The organism is Salinivibrio sharmensis, assembly GCF_001995985.1.
In the GTDB taxonomy this organism is placed as follows: Bacteria; Pseudomonadota; Gammaproteobacteria; order Enterobacterales; family Vibrionaceae; genus Salinivibrio; species Salinivibrio sharmensis.
Genome location: NZ_MUFC01000017.1, coordinates 1 through 20,773, shown reverse-complemented (window position 1 = coordinate 20,773; position 20,773 = coordinate 1). Strand labels below are relative to the sequence as shown.

Below are 20,773 nucleotides of genomic sequence, written 5' to 3'. Positions count from 1 at the left end.
AAAAACCGTAGTAAGCTCCAGTGCTAATTGCTCCTGTTTATCTGGCTTTGAGGAAGGTATGTTTTCAATTTCGCGCAAAACGCTACGGCGAGTGACCTGGTGGGGGATGTTGCTCACCACTATCAGTGCTATTGCCGCCTTAATGCTTTACAGCACCACACTCAGCCAGCGCCAATACCAAGCGCTGTATCAGCAGACCGATCAATTAGCCCAGCTGATGACCCGCCAGGTTGGTGTGCAAGCCTATGACGCCTTAGTTGATAAGAATTATCAGCCTTTGCAAACCATGGCCAATGAACTGGCAACCGAGCCTCTGATCCGTGATGCCAGTTTCTATCAGCTCAACGGTAGTCCTGTGGTGCGTTCGACGAATGCTTTGCCACTGGAAACCGCCGTTGGTTTAACCACCCCACTGGGGTTAGAAAGCCAAGGACGACAGCAGCTGATGACGCCGATTAGCCGTGATGGCGATATTGTCGGGTTTCTCCGCCTTACCGTAGAACACCACTCTGTTATCAATGAAGCCAAGCAGCAGCTACAGTCGAATATGACCGAATTCCGGCTCCTCGTTGGCCTTGCACTACTGTTGGGGGCGCTATTGACGGTCATGCTCACGCGTCGTTCTGCGCGTGTATCTTGGTAAAACGACAACAATACGGCGACCAGTACGAGAAACCGAGATAAAAAAAAGAGATGGCTGTTCGCCATCTCTTTTTATCTAGGGGAGATCAACGCATTACAGGAAAGATTTCCCGTAATCCATTGGCGACACATCAAAGTATTCCGCCAATGACTGGCCAATATCCGCGAACGTGTCGCGACGACCGAGTGAGCCTGCTGGCACTTTTTTGCCATAGACCAGTGCAGGGATATGCTCACGGGTGTGATCGGTGCCAGGCCAGGTTGGATCGCAACCATGGTCAGCCGTTAGCAACAACACATCGTCTTCTTCAAGCATTTCCATGATTTCGGGTAAGCGACGGTCAAAATATTCCAACGCCGCGGCATAACCAGCTACATTACGGCGGTGGCCGTACGCCGAGTCAAAGTCAACAAAGTTGGTGAACACCAAGCTATTGTTCCCTGCTTCTTTAATCGCGTCTTTGGTTGCATCAAACAAGGCTTCTAGGCCTGTCGCCTTGATTTTCTTGGTGATACCACAGTGCGCGTAAATGTCTGCAATCTTACCAATCGAGATCACATCACCGCCTTTTTCTTCCACCAGCTTTTGTAGCACGGTAGGAGAAGGTGGCTCGACAGACAAGTCACGGCGGTTGCCGGTACGCTCAAACTGGCCTTTTGCTGGTCCAATGAAAGGACGGGCGATCACGCGACCAATGTTATAGTCTTCCAGCTCTTCGCGCACGATCTGACACAGCTCATACAGGTTATCTAGCCCGTAGGTTTCCTCATGGCACGCGATTTGGAACACCGAGTCCGCTGAGGTGTAAAAAATCGGCTTCCCGGTTTTCATATGCTCTTCGCCCAAGTCATCCAGCACTTGGGTGCCCGACGCATGGCAGTTACCGAGATAACCAGGTACACCCGCTCGCTCAACAATGCGATCTAGCAGAGCTTGCGGGAAGCTGTTGGTTAAGTCTGAGAAGTAGCCCCACTCAAACAAGACAGGCACACCGGCAATTTCCCAGTGACCAGACGGCGTGTCTTTACCAGAAGATAGCTCTTTAGCGTGTGCATAAGCACCGATAATTTCTGCGTGTGAGTCTAAGCCTTCTGGGAAGTAACCTGACGACTCTTCACACGCTTTACCCAAGCCCAATTTGGTCATGTTCGGCAAAGATAATGGGCCTTGACGATCTGCATTATCCGCTTCGCCTTTCGCACACGCTTGTGCAATGTGGCCCAAGGTGTTTGCACCTTGGTCACCGAATTTGACGGCGTCTTCAGTGGCGCCAATACCAAATGAGTCTAAAACTAATACAATTGCGCGTTTCATGATCGCCTCCATTAGACGTCTTGTAAGCTGATGCGACGATATACGTCTGGCGTTGCACTCGGCGCCTCATCAGCGACTTTCACTGCGGCTCGCACCGCATTCGCCGCTTGTTGCCATTGCTCTTCAGTCTGAGCATGGAGCATGGCGAGCGGGGTGTGCTCATCCACTTGTTGCCCCAGACGAATCATTTCGTTCAACCCAACGGCATAATCAATTTTATCGCTGGCAACCCGACGGCCACCACCTATTTCTATAATAGCCATGCCCAATGCCCGTGTATCCATGGCATTGGCAATACCTGATTGCTCGGCATAGACAGGCTTAATCACTGACGCAGTGGCCAGGTATTGATCTGGCGACTCAACAAAGTCTGCCGGCCCGCCAAGCCCTGCAATCATTTTGGCAAAACACTCAGCAGCACGACCGCTGTCCAGTGCTTGATCCAATTTTTGTTTTGCTTGATTCACATCGGCCGCCAGTCCACTGACCACCAACATGTCGGCGCATAGCGCCATGGTCACATTGTACAATCGTGGATTACGGTAACGACCGGTCAAAAAGTCGACGGCTTCTTTGACTTCTAAGGCATTGCCAGCAGACGATGCTAACACTTGGTTCATGTCCGTCAGCAACGCACTGGTTTTGGTTCCAGCGCCATTGGCCACGCCCACGATCGATTTGGCCAACGCCTCTGAGTCTTCATACGTCGGCATAAACGCACCCGATCCCACTTTGACGTCCATGACCAAGGCATCCAGACCTGCGGCCAGTTTTTTCGACAGAATTGATGCGGTGATCAGAGATATATTATCCACCGTGGCAGTCACATCACGGGTGGCATACACACGTTTATCCGCAGGCGCTAACGAGCCGGTTTGCCCAATGATTGCCACACCGGCATCACGGGTCACATCACCAAACACTTGGTTGCTTGGCATGATGTTATAACCTGGGATTGACTCCAGTTTGTCCAGCGTGCCCCCAGTGTGTCCCAACCCGCGACCGGAGATCATCGGCACATAGCCACCACAGGCTGCAACCATGGGGCCCAGCATCAGTGAGGTGACATCGCCGACCCCACCGGTTGAATGCTTATCAACCACAGGGCCATCAAATTGCATATGAGACCAATCTAAGGTCATGCCAGAATCGCGCATCGCACACGTCAATGCCACACGCTCATCCATGGTCATGTCATTAAAGTAAATCGCCATAGCAAACGCAGCAATTTGTCCTTCTGAGACCGACTCATCGGCGACACCGTGAATAAACGCGTAAATTTCTTCTTTGCTCAACGCGAGGTTGTCGCGTTTCTTACGAATAATCTCTTGAGGTAAGATCATGCATCCTCCTTACCGACCAGTGGGCAAGGCTCGCCTTGCCCGTGGTGCCGAGTGACAATCAACGGTTAGTAACCGCCTTCTGCTGCTTTTTCACCTTCACCTAAGGTGTGCAACAGATTTGCCAACAGGCTCGATGCACCAAAGCGGTAGTGACGGCTGTCAGCCCATTGCTCGCCGAGAATGCGATCGGCCATTGCGAGATACTGTTGCGCGTCCTCTGCGGTACGTACACCGCCCGCAGGTTTAAAGCCAACCGTGTCAGCCACGCCTTTATCGTTAATCACGTTGAGCATGATCTCCGCCGCTTCAGGGGTGGCATTCACCGCCACTTTCCCCGTAGAGGTTTTAATAAAGTCAGCACCTGCATCAATAGCAATCTCAGACGCGCGCTTGATCAGTGCCTCGCTTTTCAGCTCACCGGTTTCAATGATCACTTTAAGTAATACGTCGCTGCCACACGCGGCTTTACACTGTTTGACCAGCTCAGCACCCACTTGTTCGTCACCGGCAATCAGCGCGCGATACGGGAACACCACATCGACCTCATCGGCGCCGTAAGCGACGGCTGCCTTCGTTTCTGCCACCGCAATATCAATGTCATCATTGCCGTGTGGGAAGTTGGTCACGGTGGCGATACGCACGCCTGGCGTGCCTTGTTCGCGCAGTGTTTTCTTCGCAATAGGGATAAAGCGCGGATAGATGCAAATGGCTGCAGTGTTGCCAACGGCGGTTTTCGCGTTATGACACAGGCTTATCACCTTTTCATCGGTGTCATCATCATTCAGCGTGGTCAAATCCATCAGTTTCAGTGCGCGCAGAGCAGCGGTTTGTAATTCGTTCATTGGATATCTCCAGTCCTCATTCTTTTGCCAAACAGGTATAGGGTTGGCCACTGTGTGAATAACCGGATGTCGTTTCCGGTCATTGCTCAGCGGACTTGGCTCCATGAAGTTTGAGGCTGGACATCGCGCCGCCTTCAACCAACCATCCTTGTTGCCGCGTGCAAATACCTGGGTATTTGCGGTTTCGCCGTTGGACGTTTCAGATTGGGCTAGCCACACCTTGCCGCTAACCATGAGAGGAAAATAAGGATTGTGGCGCCAGCAAACTTTGACGGCGTTCACTTATTTTACCAACGCCGTTTCAGCAAAACTAGATTTTACCGTTTATGTTGAAAAATACACTGTTGCGCGGTGGAACCAATCTTCCTAACTGAAAAAACGCGTCACAATCCATTGATAGCCAACACCACCTAAATACACCCCGACAATACCCATCACCCCTGATAAAACAGGTGGTGCGGGAATGGGGAGTTTTATCGCACTAAACAATACGCCCACTAAAAAGCCGGCCACGAGGGCGAGAAGCACTTCCTGCATGGTTTTACCTTATGTAGTCACAAGCCTCTATTGATGAGTATACACCCCTCAGCAAGGACAGGGGAAAGCATACACACTCCGTTAGCCCAATAAAAAAACGCCACACAGGTAGCCTGTGTGGCGTTTTGCTTAACACTGTGTGCTATCGCGATAAGACGATTAGCCCGCCAGGGTTAAGGTGACAAATAGACCTGCAATGGTCGCCGCCATCAAGTTAGACAAGGTACCGGCGATCACCGCTTTCACACCGAAGCGCGCAATTTCTGGGCGACGGTTTGGCGCGAGGCCACCCAAGCCACCCAGCAAGATAGCCACAGATGACAAGTTAGCAAAACCACAAAGAGCAAACGAGATAATCGCTTTGGTTTTCTCTGTCATTTCCATGCCGGTTGCTGCAACAACTTGCGCACCGTCACCAAGGTATTGCGTGAAGTTCAGGTAAGCCACAAATTCGTTAACCACGATCTTCTGACCGATGAAAGAGCCTGCGACCACCGCTTCTTCCCATGGTACACCGATAAGGAACGCAAACGGTGCAAACAGGTAACCCAAGATCAGCTCCAGAGTAATGTCTGGGTAACCGAACCAGCCACCGATACCGCCTAGCATGCCGTTAATCAGGGCAATCAAACCAATGAACGCAAGTAGCATCGCACCAACGTTAAGCGCCAGTTGCATACCTGAAGAGGCACCACCTGCAGCTGCATCAATCACGTTCGCTGGCTTCTCTGCGCCTTCAGCGGTCGCGTCAGCCATCTGCTCAACCGGCTCGTCGGTTTCAGGTTTGATGATTTTCGCAAACAGTAGACCACCTGGTGCAGCCATGAATGATGCCGCAATCAAGTACTCTAGCGGTACACCCATAGAGGCATAACCGGCCAGTACGCCACCGGCAACAGAGGCCAGACCACCACACATGACCGCGAACAGCTCTGACTGTGTCATGCGAGGTACGAATGGACGGATCACCAAGGGGGCTTCGGTTTGTCCTACGAAGATGTTAGCGGTTGCTGACATAGACTCGGCACGTGAGGTACCCAGTGCTTTTTGCAGACCACCACCGAGCACGTTAATCACAACCTGCATAATACCCAGGTAGTAAAGCACGCTGATCAGTGATGAGAAGAAGACAATAACAGGGAGAACTTTCAGGGCGAAGACGAAACCGCCACCGCCGAACAGTTCAAACATTTTGTCAGAAACCAGCCCACCAAAGATGAAGCTGATCCCTTCGTCACCGTATGCGATGACGTTAGCAACGTATTGTGATGCGCCGTAAAGAATGTCGCGTCCGACATCGACATACAGTACGAAAGCACCGAAAAAGAGTTGGATAGCAAATGCGCCACCCACGGTACGGAGGTTAATGGCTTTGCGGTTATCGGAAAGAAGAACAGCTATCCCTAGCAGTACAACCATCCCGATCACGCTCATCAGCAGGCTCATAGTATTGGCATCCTCAAAGTAAAAAGTTGGCGTCTCGACAAAGTGGAATTTGGTTTCCGAGAGAGATTATACGCATCGCAGTCACATTAAAGTAATATTCCAATCACAGTTCGCTGTAAAACTATTTTGTAATGCATCAATAAGTATGACTTTGATCTAGTTTTGTGAGCTTATGCAACCGCAAACGTTTGTCTTTTGCCCGTTCCCGCTCAATCAAAGCCAAACAATCTTTCAGCATTGTCTGATGTTTCAGCCACCAGATGATCTCTGTCACAGCTTTTTAACGCTGCCACCACATCAGCAACCCTTGATACCTGCGACGGAGTGTTCGGTTTTCCTTGAAATCCAGCCAAAGGCATGTCGGGGGCATCGGTTTCAAGGACGAGGTGCTCCAAAGGTAGCTGTGCAATGGCGCGGCGAGTCTTTTGCGCGCGAGAATAGGTGACGGTACCGCCAACCCCAAGCATCAGTCCCGCATCAATAAACTGTTTACCCTGCTGCTCACTGCCACTGAACGCATGTAACACCCCGCGTATCCCTGGGTAGGCTTTAACCGCGCGCAATAATTGATTATGCGTTTTACGGCTATGCAGAATAATGGGGAGATCATAGTGGCGAGCGAGCCAAAGCTGGCCCTCTAATAGCGCGTACTGGCGCTGCTGAGTGGTATCTTGGTTCGCGACAAAAAAGTCGAGCCCGGCTTCCCCGACGGCAATACAGCGCGCAGGGCGCAAGGCCAATGCCCGCTCAAGTTTATCCAGGCTGTCGTCAGTATGAGCATCGAGAAAACACGGGTGTAACCCCACTCCGGCATACACATCGTGTAGGCGTTCAGTCAACGACAGCACCGCCGACCAGTTATCCTCACTAACACTGGGGATCACCATCCGAGTCACACCGCTTTCGCGTGCCGCCTGCCAGTATGACTCTGGCGCCTCACGAAACGGAGAAAAATCAAAATGGCAATGGGTATCAATCATGCTGAGACGTTGGTGTAGATGGTGTTTTTTCTGAACGCTTGATAGGCACACAGCTACGACGGTTATCCTCGCCAAGTCCCATTTGCTGACACCAAGCATCGTACCGTGCCACCCAACGTTTAATACGCGCGATCATCATTATTGGCATCCTTGTTTTGTAAATCTTGTGCCATTAAAAAAGCCGTCTGGTTACAGACGGCAGTATAGCATGGCGCGAACGAGGAGAGTGTCACCTCTATCCGGTACGAGTTTTTAATCACACTAGGCGATCCGGCCCTCAACCCTGCCGCTTAGTGTTCGCGGGTCGCTCTGAGCTCAATATCCGGGAAGCGCTCTTGCGTGAGGTTCAGATTAACCATGGTCGGCGCAATGTACGTCAAGTTATCACCACCATCCAAGGCTAAGTTCGCCTGGTTTTTACGCTGAAACTCGTCCAGCTTCTTCTCATCCTTACACTCCACCCAACGCGCAGTGGCCACATTAATCGGCTCATACAACGCATCCACGTTGTATTCGGCTTTCAAGCGTGCCACCACCATATCGAACTGGAGCACACCGACCGCACCGACAATTAAGTCGTTCGATTGTAGCGGACGGAACACCTGTACCGCACCTTCTTCAGACAGCTGAATCAAACCTTTAAGCAGCTGCTTTTGACGTAGTGGATCTTTGAGACGGATCCGGCGGAACAGCTCTGGGGCAAAGTTGGGGATCCCTGCGAATTTCAGATCTTCCCCTTGAGTAAAGGTATCGCCAATTTGAATGGTGCCATGGTTGTGCAAGCCAATAATGTCGCCCGCAAACGCATCCTGAGCACGAGAGCGGTCGCCGGCCATAAAGGTCACCGCATCAGAAATATTGATTTGTTTACCTAGCCGCACATGGCGCAGTTTCATGCCTTGCTGGTATTTACCCGAGACAATACGCATAAAGGCGATCCGGTCACGGTGGCGCGGATCCATATTGGCTTGGATTTTAAACACAAACCCCGAGAATTTCTCTTCGCCAGCGCTTACTTCACGGTCATGGGTTGGGCGTGCCATGGGTTTCGGTGCCCACTCGGTCAGACCATCCAACATATGATCCACACCAAAGTTACCCAATGCCGTCCCGAAGAAAACAGGCGTGAGTTCACCGCTTAAAAACAGCTCATGGTCAAACTCATGTGACGCCCCCATTACCAGCTCCAACTCATCGCGCAAATCTTGCGCAATGTCGGCACCAATCGCCTCATCGAGCTCAGGGTTGTCCAAGCCTTTGATGATACGCGCATCTTGGATGGTATGGCCTTGCCCAGATTGATAGAGGATGCTTTCGTCACGATGAATGTGATACACACCTTGGAAACCTTTCCCGCAACCAATCGGCCACGATACTGGTGCACAGGCGATGTTGAGTTCACTTTCTACTTCATCAAGCAGCTCCATTGGATCGCGGATATCACGGTCAAGTTTGTTCATAAAGGTGATGATCGGGGTATCGCGTAAACGGGTGACTTCCATCAGCTTGCGGGTACGATCTTCGACACCTTTCGCCGCATCAATCACCATTAAGCACGAGTCCACGGCGGTCAATGTCCGATAGGTGTCTTCCGAGAAGTCTTCGTGCCCTGGCGTATCAAGCAGGTTTACCAAGCAGTCGTTGTAAGGAAACTGCATCACCGAGGTGGTCACCGAGATGCCACGCTCTTTTTCCATATCCATCCAATCAGACTTAGCATGTTGGTTAGAGCCGCGCCCTTTCACGGTACCCGCTGTTTGGATGGCTCGTCCGAATAACAGCACCTTCTCGGTGATGGTGGTTTTACCCGCATCCGGGTGCGAGATAATCGCAAAGGTGCGGCGTTTATCAACTTCCTGTTGCAGCAGTGTATTTGACATAGAGGTAATCTTCTTGTTGGCTTCAGGCGGCAATCAGGCGCCAGCTGAGAGGGTCATTCACAAAGGTGGCGTATTTTCGCTGATCTTGTAGTCAGCTTCAATTCACAAATCCGACTTGGCACTGTTATCTGTATCCATTAGGGTCAATATTGCTTGCCAAACACATCACAAATGTAGCCATTTGACCGCCTCGTGGTGTCGTTATCGGCCAAGCACGTGTATAATTAGCGCCACTTTCAGCTGTAACACAGTCAACAACGTCGACCATAAGGTCGCGACTATTGACAGCATACTGCCCAAGAAGGCCAAACATCCGCGCAGCGTGCTGTCATTAGTCGCGATGGTGAGCAGCTGAAAGCCGACACTTAGTGAGATAAACCAACGGGTTTATCCCTTAGCAACAAGGAAATAATCTGTGAATCCAATCGTAAAAACATTCCAATACGGCAATCATACAGTGACATTGGAAACGGGCGTGATGGCACGTCAAGCCAATGGTGCTGTCATGGTCAGCATGGACGATACCTCGGTATTCGTTTCTGTAGTCGGAAAAAAAGAAGCCGCTGAAGGCCAAAGCTTCTTCCCATTAACAGTTAACTACCAAGAGCGTACCTACGCCGCAGGTAAAATCCCAGGTGGTTTCTTCAAGCGCGAAGGCCGCCCTTCTGAGTCAGAAACACTGACCGCACGTCTGATTGACCGCCCTATCCGTCCGCTATTCCCGGACTCGTTCAAAAACGAAGTACAGGTCATCGCAACCGTCGTATCTGTTAACCCAGCGGTTAGCCCTGATATCGTTGCCATGCTGGGTACCTCGGCAGCGCTGGCCATTTCAGGCATCCCATTTAACGGCCCAATCGGTTCGGCACGCGTCGGCTACATCAATGATGAACTCGTGCTTAACCCAAGCCCTGCTGAGCTAGACGACAGCAAGCTTGACCTCGTCGTCGCGGGTACTGAAGGTGCGGTGCTGATGGTAGAGTCCGAAGCTGACCGCCTAAGCGAAGAGCAAATGCTGCAAGCGGTGATGTTTGGTCATGAGCAACAGCAAACCGCGATCAACGCAATCAAAGAATTTGCCGCCGAAGTGGGAACGCCTACTTGGGATTGGCAAGCGCCGGAAATTAACGCTGCGCTACAAACCCGTGTGGCTGAAATGGCACAAGGCCCACTGGCTCAGGCATACCAAATCACTGAAAAAATGGCCCGTTACGAGCAAATTGGTCAGGTGAAGCAGGAAGTGGTTGCTGCACTACTCGGTGAAGACGAAACCTTGGATGAGCGTGAAATCCTAGGCATGCTTGGCGACCTGGAAAAGAAAGTCGTGCGTAGCCGCATCATTGCGGGTGAACCACGTATTGATGGTCGTGAAAAAGACATGGTTCGTGCCCTCGACGTGCGTACTGGCGTATTACCACGTACTCACGGCAGCGCCTTGTTTACCCGTGGTGAAACACAGGCTTTGGTCACCGCCACACTCGGTACTCAGCGTGACGCGCAAACCATTGACTCAATCATGGGTGAGCGCCAAGAAGGCTTCATGCTGCACTACAACTTCCCTCCTTATTGTGTCGGTGAAACCGGTTTTGTTGGCTCACCAAAGCGCCGCGAAATCGGCCATGGTCGCCTAGCGAAGCGCGGTATTGCAGCGGTTCTACCAAGCCAAGACGAATTCCCATACACACTGCGTGTGGTCTCTGAGATCACTGAGTCAAACGGCTCATCTTCAATGGCGTCGGTATGTGGTACCTCTCTAGCACTGATGGACGCTGGTGTACCGGTGAAAAAATCCGTGGCCGGTATCGCGATGGGTCTGGTGAAAGAAGACAACGACTTCGTTGTGCTTTCCGACATCTTGGGTGATGAAGATCACTTAGGTGATATGGACTTTAAAGTGGCCGGTACTGATGACGGTGTCACTGCTTTGCAGATGGACATCAAAATCGAAGGGATCACTAAAGAGATCATGCAAATCGCATTGAACCAAGCCAAAGGCGCACGTTTACACATCCTGGATGTGATGGACCAAGCAATCGGCTCGGCACGCGACGACATCTCTGAGTTCGCGCCTCGTATCCATACCATGAGCATCAACCCAGATAAGATCCGCGATGTCATTGGTAAAGGTGGCGCCGTGATCCGTCAGCTGACCGAAGAAACTGGCACCACCATTGAAATCGACGACAACGGTACCGTGAAAATTGCGGCCACCGACGGTGAAGCTGCCAAAGATGCCATTTCACGCATCGAAGCACTCACTGCAGAAGTCGAAGTGGGCCGTATCTATACCGGTAAGGTTCAGCGTATCGTTGACTTCGGTGCCTTCGTCTCAGTGATTGGCGGCAAAGATGGTCTGGTTCACATTTCTCAAATCGCTGATCAACGCGTTGAGAAGGTGTCTGATTATCTCGAAATAGGCCAAGAAGTAGACGTGAAAGTGCTGGAAGTTGACCGTCAAGGTCGTATCCGCTTGAGCATGAAAGAAGCGTCGGCAGAAAAAGCCCCTGCTGCTGATGCTGCGCCAGCAGAAGAAGCACCAAGCACTGACGCTTAGAGTCATATCGTCATTCATGGTATAAAGGGGGCTGAGGCCCCCTTTTTTTACACGGAGATGCGCCTTCATGACCTTTTTTATTCAGCCACGGGCGGTATTTTTCAAGCCTTTGGCGATCCTGGCGCTGTTATTTTTAACCGGCTGTACCAGCCAGTGGACCTTTCCTCCTATGGCCGTCCCTTTACAGCCCACCCTGCAGCAGGAAGTGCACCTAGCACGGATTGATCAACTGCTTGCGCGCAATGATTTGAGTGACGATGCACGCGCTCAATTGCATTATGAGCGTGGACTGATGCACGACAGCTTGGGGATGCGCGATTTGGCACGATTGGACTTTAACCAGTCTCTCTCGCTAAAGCCGGATCAACCTGATGTGTTCAATATTCTTGGAGTCTATTTTACTCAAAACGGCCACTATGATGCTGCCTATGAGGCCTTTGACTCGACGTTAGAGCTGGATAATAGCCACAGCTATGCCGCGCGTAATCGTGGGATCGCCTTATATTACGGCGGCCGCTATCGCCTGGCCCATCAAGACTTACTCCATCACTACCAAGAAGATCGCGACGATCCTTATCGCCTGATTTGGCTTTATTTGGTGGAGCGCGATTGGAAGGGGGAAACCAAGGCGCAACAAGCGCTGGCAAAGCGAAAAGCGAATGCGCAGGCCTCGGGTTGGGGCTGGCAGCTTGTCGATATGTACCTTGGTAAGCTCAGTGAACGTGAGATGCTGGAGCAACTTGCCTCGCAAGGTGAAGACAATGAACTGCTAGCAGAACGCTTATGTGAAGCTTACTTTTACCTTGCTAAACGCTATCAATTCCAAGGCGACAAGGATCGCGCCGTGGCATTGTATAAGCTTGCCATGTCGGGCAACGTGTATGAGTTTGTCGAACACCGCTATGCGTTACTTGAGCTAAACCGACTCGCTTACCGTCGACCATAGCGCCTCACTCGATAGCCTTTCAACTACAAAAATAGAGCAGGCTCACTGCTCTATTTTTGATCCTGAGTAATACCAACAGGTATCCGGTTAGCTTGTCTGCGCACTGGGTGCCAGTGCCTGTGGTGGTTGCTTGTTGGGCTTACTTTTCAGCAATAGCTTTTCAAACGCGTACTTGGGCATGGGCGAGTGAAAATAATAACCTTGAATGGTGTCACAGTGCAGGTTAGTAAGCACGGACGCCTGCTGACGGGTTTCGACTCCCTCTGCCACTACCGTCATTTCCATGGCTCGGCCGATATGAATAATGCTTTCCACCAGCGTCACCTGTTTACTCAAAGCATCCATATCGTGAATAAACGCGCGATCAATTTTAAGCTCATCAAGGGGAAAACGGGCAAGGTAAGACAAGGATGAGTAGCCCGTGCCAAAGTCATCAATCGAGAGGGCAAAGCCCAGTGATTTTATCGCATTAAGCATATTCAGCGCATGCTCATCGTTTTTCATCACCGCGCTTTCCGTTAACTCAAACGTAATATCTTCTGGTTTCGCTCCCGTGGCTTTAATCAGCTTTTCCATGTGCTCGGTCAGCTTGGGACTGCTAAATTGCTCTGGCGATAAGTTAATCGCCACTCGCCCCGGCAGTATGCCTTGTTGACTCCAGCGACGCACGTTTTGAAAGACCTCGCGCATCACATGTCGTCCAAGCGCTTCAATCAGTCCGCAGCGCTCGGCAACCGGAATAAAACGCCCAGGACTGATATAACCCTCAACCGGGTGTTTCCAACGCACCAAGGCTTCAGCACCGTTGATGCGATAATCACTGGCACTGACCTTAGGTTGATACCACACTTCCAGCCCATTATTTTGTAAGGCCTTTTGTAGCTCGATTTCCAACCAAAGTCGCATCCGTGCCTCTTTACTCATGCTGTCATGATAGGCGACCACACGGTTTCGGCCTTGCTCTTTGGCCTCATACATTGCGGTATCCGCATTTTGCAGCAGCTGGCGGGCGTCTTTACCATCGTCGGGATAACGCACCATCCCCACTGAACACGCCAAGTACTTACTAAAATAATGCAATTCAAAAGGCTGACTAATGGCCCCGACCACTTTGTCAGCCAACTGATCAGGCGCGTCTGCCGTTGCAGGCTTAGGAAGCAACACCGCAAATTCATCACCGCCTAAGTGGCCAATAATGGTATCCGCGGAGAGCAAGGCGCGTAAGCGCTGAGCGATATCCTGAAGCACACGATCGCCGACATGGTGTCCGAGAGAATCATTGATATTTTTAAAATTATCGACATCAAGGTACAACATGGCCAATGGCGTTTGCGTTTTGATCAGCCTATCCAGCTCTCGACTGAACCCGTAACGGTTATACAGACCGGTTAAGGCATCCGTATAAGCGGATTGTTGCTCACCGACTTTGCTGACATCCTCTTTTTCGGCGGGTTTTAGGCGCTTAACCGACGAGTCAATGATTGTCGGCTGCAAGCGCAGCATATGCGCTTTTTTGCCCAAAAGATGGATCGGCGATTGGTTCACCGTCAGCGGCGCGCTGTTTTTTGCGCTCACCACCGACACACCTTGCCCATGCGGCGCACGCAATAGGCTATCAATGGTGGAGGTCGATGCCTCTGCCGCCACGAGATACTCTGATAAAGGTTCACCGATCAACGCATCGAGACTCCCGACGCCCAGTAGTCCAGCCGCCGCAGGGTTTGCTGATAATATACAGCCATCTTCAACCACGCAGCAGCCGTCATCGATAAGTTGACTGAGATGGTGGTATTTTTCCTCCGCCTCTTCGAGCGCACTGGCTAATACTTGGCGTTCGGATGTATCTGCGGCATGAAAAATCACGCAGGGCTTGCCACTTTCATCAGCGATATTCGGCAATGGTGCAACACTGAAGTGAAAGCTAGTGCTGTGGTAGTTATCAGCAAGAAGCACCTCTCCCTCGGCACATTCACCCCGTCTGGCTTTGTCATAATGCGGTTTGACCGACTGATAAAACGCCTCGCCTAAGGTATCGATATCGGATAACCCTTTTAACGACGGCGAAGCCAAGCCAGACAGCTCGCTGTAGCGTTGGTTAGCGTAAAGATAGCAATCATTGCTGTCGAGAATGGCAAAAAGAAACGGACTATTATCGGTTAAGCAGTAGAACCAATCATTTAACGACGATATTGGCATGAAAAGCTCACATCTGGGAATCACTCTCGACCATCTCACTGTCGAGACAAGCGTCTCATATATTAGACACTTTTAACTTTGTTGTCAGTAGCACTTTATGAGGCACGCGTCATGGGTTCAAGCTTTTCTCACTATATACCGCATATTTTACTGTAAAAATAGATAAAGGACTCAAAATCAGTAAACAGGAGAGACTGTGTCGCCATATTACACAATTTGCTGACTATTTATGCATTTAGCTGCGTAAGCATCAAACACACACGACAGTCACCTCTTGCACGGGATCGGGAATCCGTTATTCTGGCTACACCATTTAATAACCACGACCTCTGTGATGATGATTCGTACAGAAGCGCCCGCCGACCTAGTTCGACTAGACGGTTGGTGGCGTGAGACACTCATGTGCCCTGTGCAAGCCGATCAGCTCCAACAGCTGCGCGAAACGGGGCAGATTTCGCTTTCTCTCCTGGCGACCGATGATATGGGAGAGATATTAGGGCACATTGCCGTCACCGATGCTCAAACCGCCAATAACACCCAAGAAATTACGTTATGGCACAGCCCAGATGCAGACTTGGTGATGCCGCTGTTAGACGAGGCTGAGTCTACCTTGTTTGAGCTGGGCTACAGCCTGTTAAAAGTTGCGCCCAGTGACGCCGCCGAACAGGCGGAGTTTGCCCCCTTAGATCCGGACGATACTTGGTGGTATAAACAACTCGCTGCCGCAACTTCAACGTGAGAGTCAGCCAACTATGTTAACAGATATCCAGCGTTTACAAGCCATGGATCTCGAGGTGTGGCAGTTGCGACATCCACAAATATACGGCCGTGAGCAAGAGGTGATCCAATTGCCTAACCACTGCCAACTCTTGCTGGTCTGTGATCACGCACTCAGTGATCAAGATGCTTGGCTATTTGGCAACATCCTAAAAAGCATGAAATTGGGTGCTGAACAGGCTCGCCAACTTCCCCACGCTGCGTTGCCAGCTCTTGGCGAACATCACCTTAGCTGGTGTTGGTATATTGAGTCGCCCGAGATCATTGTCGATGGCGTGAAAAGCTTGTACTCACAGCCCTTAGCGCAGATGCACGATAATCCTGCGGCTAAGCGCGATCTTTGGCGTCAGATTTGTCAGTATGAGTGATTACACACTTCAACCTATCGGCGATAGGCACCTGACGGATATCGAGCGCATTGAACAAACCGTGCATATCGCGCCTTGGTCAAAAACACAGCTTGCGCCGGCTCAGGGATGCTTCGATCACCACTATGCGTTAATCAGCCAAGATGATCAGATCATCGGTTATTTTTACGCGCGTTGCATTGCGGGCGAAGCAGAGCTGTTAAACCTTGCCGTTGACCGCCCTTTTCAAGGCAAAGGCGTCGCTCACCAGCTTCTCACCTTGCTTAAAAAGACACTCGTTGCTGCAGGCGCGAAAACCTTGTGGCTGGAAGTGCGACAAAGTAACTATGGCGCACGGGCGCTATATCAAAAACAGGGATTTGAGCTTATAAGCCATCGAGCAGGCTATTACTCCTGCCCGGATGGCACCACAGAAGACGCACTGGTTATGCGTTACCAAATATCATCGTCTCACGTGCTTTGACGATAAAATCATCAATATAATCATCCCGTTTTTCTTCTCGCACCCCAAGGTGAATTGCCTTATCAATACCTTGTTCACCCATACGAAGAATATGTAAATTTAGTTGCTGTTGGTATTCTTTAGCCAGCCACTTGGGCAGAGCTGCGATGCCTCGGCCTGCAGCAACCATATGTAGCATAATGTCTGTTGTTTCAATCGTTTTATGTTTGCGTGGTGCACAGTGTGCAGGCGCCATAAACTGAGTAAACACATCGAGGCGAGCCTGATCGACAGGGTAAGTGATAAGTGTTTCTGATGTGATCTGATGAGGTTCAACGTATGTCTGCTCGGCTAGCGGGCTTTGCGGACTGGTGACAAGCACAAGCTCGTAGTCAAATACGGAAACATACTCGATGCCAGGTTTAAACAAAGGATCAGGGGTGACAAGCACATCAATATCATGGCCAAAGAGCGCGCCTAGCCCGCCAAACTGAAACTTTTGTTTAACGTCAACATCCACATCTGGCCATTGGTGCAAAAACGGCTCGACCACTTTCAACAGCCATTGATAGCAAGGGTGGCACTCCATACCAATACGCAGTGTGCCGCGTTGACCTTGAGCAAACTGTTTAAGCTGCTGCTCGGCGTGTTCAAACTGGGGGAGCATGCGCTCAGAAAGGGTCAGCAAGTACTCACCAGCCTGAGTGAAATGCAACTGCCTGCCTGACTTTTTCCATAAACTCACCCCTAACTGACTTTCCAGTTTTTTCATCGCATGGCTAATGGCAGATTGGGTGAGATAAAGGGTGTCTGCCGCTGCGGTGAGCGACCCTTGCTCTTTAATTGCACGCAGAATATGCAAATGGTGACGTTCTAACATACCCACTCCATGACAAAATTTCATCGATTAATGAAATAATGCCACTTTAGTTCATAACGGGAAAGCCCTATGCTGAACTCAACTTAAAGGAGGACGTATAGATGGCTAAAACTCATAATCTCGGCTTTCCACGTATCGGCGCACAGCGTGAACTCAAATTTGCACTCGAGCGTTATTGGCGTGGCGATTCATCACAGCAAGATTTAACTAATACTGCGGCGGCTCTACGCCGTACCCATTGGCAACAACAAGGTAAGCTCGATGCCGTTCCAGCGGGTGACTTTTCTTTTTATGACCATGTACTCGACACCAGCTTTTTAGTTGGCAATGTCCCTGATCGTGTGGCTGATCATCAAGATAATATCCTCGATAACTATTTCCGCGTCGCCCGTGGTCGCTCGGCAAACGATACTGGCTGCCAGTGTGTCCACGCTGGTGAAATGACCAAATGGTTTGACACCAACTATCACTACATCGTGCCAGAATTCACAGCACAAACCACCTTTAGCTTGCATGCTGAAAGCCTATTGGCACAGTTGGAAGAAGCCAAACAAGCTGGTATTCAGGCCAAACCGGTTTTGCTTGGCCCCGTCACCTATCTTTGGCTGGGTAAAGAAAAAGATGCCTCTAACAAGCTGGATCTGCTTGATAGGCTCTTACCTGTGTATCAAACGCTGCTAAGCGAGCTGGCAAAAAAAGGGGTTGAATGGGTACAAATTGATGAGCCTGTTTTGGTGACTGAGCTTACCCCTGAGTGGCAAACGGCATTACAAACTGCATATAAGGCGCTAAGCCAAGCCCAGGTGAAGTTATTGCTGGCAAGCTACTTTGGCGAGCAAGCTGAAAATCGACCATTGGCGCAATCCTTGCCCGTTGACGGTTGGCACCTGGATGCTATTCGTGGCCGAGGGGATGTGACGTCCTACCTTGAAACGCTCGGCGATCAGCACGTTCTTTCTCTCGGTGTGATAAATGGTCGCAACGTTTGGAAAACTAACCTTGATGCCACGTTAGAATGGCTCGAACCGATTCATCAATCTCTAGGGGATCGCCTCTGGCTCGCACCCTCTTGCTCTTTGCTGCACGTGCCGGTCGATTTGGCGAGCGAACAAAAGCTCGATCCTGAGGTAAAAAACTGGCTTGCCTTTGCCCATCAAAAACTCGAGGAGCTGGATGTACTCGCTTGCGCGCTTAATCACGGCCGTCAAACCGTTCAGTCAGCACTGGACAATAATCGTGAGGCAATCGAAAGCCGCCAGCAATCACCACGCGTACACAACCCTAAGGTGCAAGCCGCATTGGCAGCAATTACACCGCACTTAGGGACACGGCAGCGTCCTTTTGCCGAGCGTATTCGCGTACAACACGAGCAGCTCAACCTACCACGCTTCCCGACCACTACCATTGGCTCATTCCCGCAGACGAGCACTATTCGCCAAACGCGCTTGCAATACAAAAAAGGCGAGATTGATGCGGTGACCTATCAGGACATTATGCGCAAAGAGATCGCCCATGCGGTGGAAAAACAAGAAGCTCTCGGGCTCGATGTCTTGGTTCACGGTGAAGCTGAGCGTAACGATATGGTGGAGTACTTTGGCGAACAGCTGGATGGGTATGTGTTTAGCCAGTTCGGTTGGGTGCAATCGTATGGCTCTCGCTGTGTCAAGCCGCCGATTTTATTTGGTGATATCGAACGCCCGAAAGCAATGACCGTAGAATGGACGCAGTACGCGCAATCTCTCACCGATAAGCCGCTAAAAGGCATGCTTACCGGGCCGGTGACGATTCTTAATTGGTCATTTGTCCGCGATGATCAGCCACGATCGCAGACCTGTAACCAGCTGGCGCTAGCGATCCGTCAAGAGGTGCAAGATCTCGAGAAAGCTGGCACTAAAATCATTCAAATAGATGAAGCGGCACTGCGTGAAGGTTTACCTTTGCGTCGCAGTGAGTGGCAACACTACCTGGATTGGGCGATTAACGCGTTTAAAATTGCCGCCAATGGTGTTAATGACGAGACGCAAATCCACACCCATATGTGTTATTCCGAGTTTAACGATATTATTGCGTCCATTGCTGACATGGATGCTGATGTGATCACCATAGAAACATCGCGCTCGGATATGGAACTACTGGACGCGTTTGATCACTTTGACTATCCCAATGATATTGGCCCAGGCGTTTACGATATTCATTCGCCCAATACGCCTAATCAAGCACAAATTATTGGCTTGATGAACAAAGCCGCCGCCCGTATTCCTGAAGAGAGATTGTGGGTGAACCCAGATTGCGGTCTAAAAACCCGCCAATGGGACGAAGTGATCCCAGCATTAGAAAACATGGTCGCTGCGGCGAAAGCGCTTCGCGAAGAGTAGTCAGATAATATCTAATAAAAGAGATGAGCCTTAAGTGCTATATAATGGCTATTGATAGGGGCTCACTCTTTTAGGATCTTTTACAAATAAGCCAACAACATACCAGATGAGTAACGTCAATATGAAGCTCACGATACCATCTACTGCGTAGTGCCAAGCTAGCAAAAAAGAGCCAATATAAATAATGAAAGCATAGAACCAAAAGATAATACCAATCCATTTTTGGATATGTGTTAACCCTAAAGCCATTAATACCGCCATTGAAACATGCATGCTTGGCATGGCTGAAATGCCAGCTCCCGCCTTAACACCTTGCTCTACGTGAAGGTTATATAGCCAATCTTGCGTAGACAACGCCCACAGCGGAAAGGGGAAATCCGAAGCGATAAGGTAAGCGTCGATACTTCGTAATATCTCCATCAAATCCTGATAAGGTTCAACTGATAGATCCGGGTGAACGCGCGAGAAAAAAGCAGGTCCCGCAGAGGAGAAAAGGGTTGCACACACAACACCTAAAACCACCCAACATGCAAGCCAAGAATATAAATACGTATTTCTCACTCGACTCGGTAATTGAAAGCAAAAAAACGCAAAAACGCCGAGGACAGCAAACAGCCATACATTATAAAAGAGGTTGAGTAGCATTATAAATACTGGATACTGGTACAGCCAATCAAAAAAATGCCAAGCATCTTTGCCGAAAAAAAGAAGTCTATCCATTTCAGAAAATGCACTATCCCATGCAAACTCTCCAACTGTATATACTGCTCCCTTTGCTGTTGAAAAAGCACTCAAAAAGAAACCTGTTGCATAGAACAAGAACAAACTTGATAAAATTTCATAACGCTTACAAAAAACAGGTTTAACTAGATAGCTAAACCGCTTTATCGGCTGCCTTTCTCTAATAAGAATTAGATATATAAAATAACTCACTAAGAACAGTGATACCAGTATCTCAAAGAGTATTTTTAGATACGGGAAATAAGAGCCATCTGCAAAGGAAAAACTGCCATCAACAAAAATATTATATAGCGCTAAGGACAGTGTAAGTACCAGGGCGAGCGCATGAGTGTTCATTTTTCAACCATCGCCGGTATGCCTGCGGCTAAAACCTTCTCTAAGAAGCTGGGATTCATGAGACAGCGCTTCTGTTTGGCCACCAAGCTGATCTTGGTCGGCTCAGCCCGCACCATGTTTGAGGCCATGTGTCGCAGACAGGCAAAGTTCGCGGCCCCATTGTCTTTATAAAT

The 20,773-nt window shown here is 50.2% G+C and carries 18 protein-coding genes and 1 pseudogene; 7 read left to right on the top strand and 12 right to left on the bottom strand.

From position 1 onward, the window contains the following. Window positions 1-58: 58 nt before the first annotated feature. Window positions 59-643 carry an AhpA/YtjB family protein gene (locus BZG74_RS13155; RefSeq protein ID WP_158020659.1) on the top strand — a complete coding sequence of 195 codons (585 nt, stop codon included), beginning with the start codon at window positions 59-61 and terminating at the stop codon, window positions 641-643. A gap of 93 nt (window positions 644-736) precedes the next feature. On the opposite strand, the gene BZG74_RS13150 is transcribed toward BZG74_RS13155, so the two are convergent. The 8 genes from BZG74_RS13150 to prfC form a co-directional block, all read right to left on the bottom strand. Further along, window positions 737-1,957: a phosphopentomutase gene (locus BZG74_RS13150; protein WP_077773018.1), complete on the bottom strand. Its 1,221-nt coding sequence runs from the start codon at window positions 1,955-1,957 to the stop codon at window positions 737-739. Between the two features lie 11 nt (window positions 1,958-1,968). Continuing rightward, complete coding sequence (deoA, locus tag BZG74_RS13145; RefSeq protein WP_077773017.1) at window positions 1,969-3,300, bottom strand: thymidine phosphorylase; 1,332 nt, start codon at window positions 3,298-3,300, stop codon at window positions 1,969-1,971. A 65-nt stretch (window positions 3,301-3,365) separates the two neighbouring features. Further along, entirely contained in the window at window positions 3,366-4,142 is a 777-nt protein-coding gene (gene deoC, locus BZG74_RS13140; protein WP_077773016.1) for a deoxyribose-phosphate aldolase, read from the bottom strand. Between the two features lie 366 nt (window positions 4,143-4,508). Further along, the gene (locus BZG74_RS13135) at window positions 4,509-4,679 is read right to left on the bottom strand and encodes a XapX domain-containing protein (RefSeq protein ID WP_077773015.1); all 171 of its coding nucleotides are present in this window, start codon (window positions 4,677-4,679) and stop codon (window positions 4,509-4,511) included. A gap of 159 nt (window positions 4,680-4,838) precedes the next feature. Further along, entirely contained in the window at window positions 4,839-6,125 is a 1,287-nt protein-coding gene (locus BZG74_RS13130; protein ID WP_069362769.1) for a NupC/NupG family nucleoside CNT transporter, read from the bottom strand. 209 nt (window positions 6,126-6,334) lie between these two features. Then, window positions 6,335-7,105, bottom strand: coding sequence for a TatD family hydrolase (locus tag BZG74_RS13125; RefSeq protein ID WP_077773014.1), 771 nt, complete (start codon window positions 7,103-7,105; stop codon window positions 6,335-6,337). Next, the gene (locus BZG74_RS15625; protein WP_158020658.1) at window positions 7,098-7,244 is read right to left on the bottom strand and encodes a hypothetical protein; all 147 of its coding nucleotides are present in this window, start codon (window positions 7,242-7,244) and stop codon (window positions 7,098-7,100) included. The genes BZG74_RS13125 and BZG74_RS15625 overlap by 8 nt, the downstream gene beginning before the upstream one ends. A 151-nt stretch (window positions 7,245-7,395) precedes the next feature. After that, on the bottom strand, window positions 7,396-8,985 hold the full coding sequence (gene prfC / locus BZG74_RS13120) for a peptide chain release factor 3 (RefSeq protein WP_077773013.1): 1,590 nt from the start codon (window positions 8,983-8,985) through the stop codon (window positions 7,396-7,398). A 415-nt stretch (window positions 8,986-9,400) separates the two neighbouring features. Here prfC and pnp point away from each other — a divergent pair, with 415 nt between their 5' ends. Together pnp and nlpI are read left to right on the top strand one after the other, a co-directional pair. Beyond that, window positions 9,401-11,539 carry a polyribonucleotide nucleotidyltransferase gene (gene pnp / locus BZG74_RS13115; protein WP_077773012.1) on the top strand — a complete coding sequence of 713 codons (2,139 nt, stop codon included), beginning with the start codon at window positions 9,401-9,403 and terminating at the stop codon, window positions 11,537-11,539. Between the two features lie 67 nt (window positions 11,540-11,606). Next, on the top strand, window positions 11,607-12,485 hold the full coding sequence (gene nlpI / locus BZG74_RS13110; protein WP_077773011.1) for a lipoprotein NlpI: 879 nt from the start codon (window positions 11,607-11,609) through the stop codon (window positions 12,483-12,485). Between the two features lie 87 nt (window positions 12,486-12,572). Here the strand turns inward: nlpI and BZG74_RS13105 are convergent, their stop codons facing one another. Then, complete coding sequence (locus BZG74_RS13105) at window positions 12,573-14,681, bottom strand: sensor domain-containing protein (protein ID WP_077773010.1); 2,109 nt, start codon at window positions 14,679-14,681, stop codon at window positions 12,573-12,575. A gap of 334 nt (window positions 14,682-15,015) precedes the next feature. Between BZG74_RS13105 and BZG74_RS13100 the strand changes: the two genes are divergently transcribed. Genes BZG74_RS13100 through rimI form a run of 3 tightly spaced genes read left to right on the top strand, consistent with a single transcriptional unit; the run spans window position 15,016 to window position 16,289 of the window. Continuing rightward, a complete protein-coding gene (locus tag BZG74_RS13100) occupies window positions 15,016-15,420 on the top strand; it encodes a GNAT family N-acetyltransferase (protein WP_077773009.1) in 405 nt (134 codons plus the stop codon). A gap of 13 nt (window positions 15,421-15,433) precedes the next feature. Further along, window positions 15,434-15,826, top strand: a complete 393-nt coding sequence (locus BZG74_RS13095; RefSeq protein WP_077773008.1) for a DNA polymerase III subunit psi — start codon at window positions 15,434-15,436, stop codon at window positions 15,824-15,826. Beyond that, window positions 15,819-16,289, top strand: a complete 471-nt coding sequence (gene rimI, locus BZG74_RS13090; RefSeq protein WP_077773007.1) for a ribosomal protein S18-alanine N-acetyltransferase — start codon at window positions 15,819-15,821, stop codon at window positions 16,287-16,289. The genes BZG74_RS13095 and rimI overlap by 8 nt, the downstream gene beginning before the upstream one ends. Here rimI and BZG74_RS13085 read toward each other — a convergent pair. Beyond that, on the bottom strand, window positions 16,252-17,148 hold the full coding sequence (locus BZG74_RS13085; RefSeq protein ID WP_077773006.1) for a LysR family transcriptional regulator: 897 nt from the start codon (window positions 17,146-17,148) through the stop codon (window positions 16,252-16,254). The two genes, rimI and BZG74_RS13085, sit on opposite strands and share 38 nt — an antisense overlap. Before the next feature lie 101 nt (window positions 17,149-17,249). Here BZG74_RS13085 and metE point away from each other — a divergent pair, with 101 nt between their 5' ends. Continuing rightward, complete coding sequence (metE, locus tag BZG74_RS13080; RefSeq protein WP_077773005.1) at window positions 17,250-19,523, top strand: 5-methyltetrahydropteroyltriglutamate--homocysteine S-methyltransferase; 2,274 nt, start codon at window positions 17,250-17,252, stop codon at window positions 19,521-19,523. A gap of 48 nt (window positions 19,524-19,571) precedes the next feature. On the opposite strand, the gene BZG74_RS13075 is transcribed toward metE, so the two are convergent. Together BZG74_RS13075 and BZG74_RS15530 are read right to left on the bottom strand one after the other, a co-directional pair. Next, window positions 19,572-20,600 (bottom strand): phosphatase PAP2 family protein, encoded by a 1,029-nt coding sequence (locus BZG74_RS13075; RefSeq protein ID WP_077773004.1) that lies wholly within the window; start codon window positions 20,598-20,600, stop codon window positions 19,572-19,574. Further along, window positions 20,597-20,773: pseudogene (locus BZG74_RS15530) on the bottom strand (ISAs1 family transposase); the annotation flags it as partial. The pseudogene BZG74_RS15530 and the gene BZG74_RS13075, both read right to left, overlap by 4 nt.

Bases quoted from the DNA above. Each gene is read 5' to 3' on its own strand.
- BZG74_RS13085 (WP_077773006.1), bottom strand. From the start codon at position 17,148: ATGTTAGAACGTCACCATTTGCATATTCTGCGTGCAATTAAAGAGCAA.
- deoC (WP_077773016.1), bottom strand. From the start codon at position 4,142: ATGAACGAATTACAAACCGCTGCTCTGCGCGCACTGAAACTGATGGAT.
- BZG74_RS13130 (WP_069362769.1), bottom strand. From the start codon at position 6,125: ATGAGCCTGCTGATGAGCGTGATCGGGATGGTTGTACTGCTAGGGATA.
- BZG74_RS13125 (WP_077773014.1), bottom strand. From the start codon at position 7,105: ATGATTGATACCCATTGCCATTTTGATTTTTCTCCGTTTCGTGAGGCG.
- BZG74_RS13155 (WP_158020659.1), top strand. From the start codon at position 59: ATGTTTTCAATTTCGCGCAAAACGCTACGGCGAGTGACCTGGTGGGGG.
- BZG74_RS13075 (WP_077773004.1), bottom strand. From the start codon at position 20,600: ATGAACACTCATGCGCTCGCCCTGGTACTTACACTGTCCTTAGCGCTA.
- deoA (WP_077773017.1), bottom strand. From the start codon at position 3,300: ATGATCTTACCTCAAGAGATTATTCGTAAGAAACGCGACAACCTCGCG.
- BZG74_RS13100 (WP_077773009.1), top strand. From the start codon at position 15,016: ATGATGATTCGTACAGAAGCGCCCGCCGACCTAGTTCGACTAGACGGT.
- BZG74_RS13150 (WP_077773018.1), bottom strand. From the start codon at position 1,957: ATGAAACGCGCAATTGTATTAGTTTTAGACTCATTTGGTATTGGCGCC.
- prfC (WP_077773013.1), bottom strand. From the start codon at position 8,985: ATGTCAAATACACTGCTGCAACAGGAAGTTGATAAACGCCGCACCTTT.
- BZG74_RS13095 (WP_077773008.1), top strand. From the start codon at position 15,434: ATGTTAACAGATATCCAGCGTTTACAAGCCATGGATCTCGAGGTGTGG.
- rimI (WP_077773007.1), top strand. From the start codon at position 15,819: ATGAGTGATTACACACTTCAACCTATCGGCGATAGGCACCTGACGGAT.
- metE (WP_077773005.1), top strand. From the start codon at position 17,250: ATGGCTAAAACTCATAATCTCGGCTTTCCACGTATCGGCGCACAGCGT.
- BZG74_RS13105 (WP_077773010.1), bottom strand. From the start codon at position 14,681: ATGCCAATATCGTCGTTAAATGATTGGTTCTACTGCTTAACCGATAAT.
- BZG74_RS13135 (WP_077773015.1), bottom strand. From the start codon at position 4,679: ATGCAGGAAGTGCTTCTCGCCCTCGTGGCCGGCTTTTTAGTGGGCGTA.
- nlpI (WP_077773011.1), top strand. From the start codon at position 11,607: ATGACCTTTTTTATTCAGCCACGGGCGGTATTTTTCAAGCCTTTGGCG.
- BZG74_RS15625 (WP_158020658.1), bottom strand. From the start codon at position 7,244: ATGATGATCGCGCGTATTAAACGTTGGGTGGCACGGTACGATGCTTGG.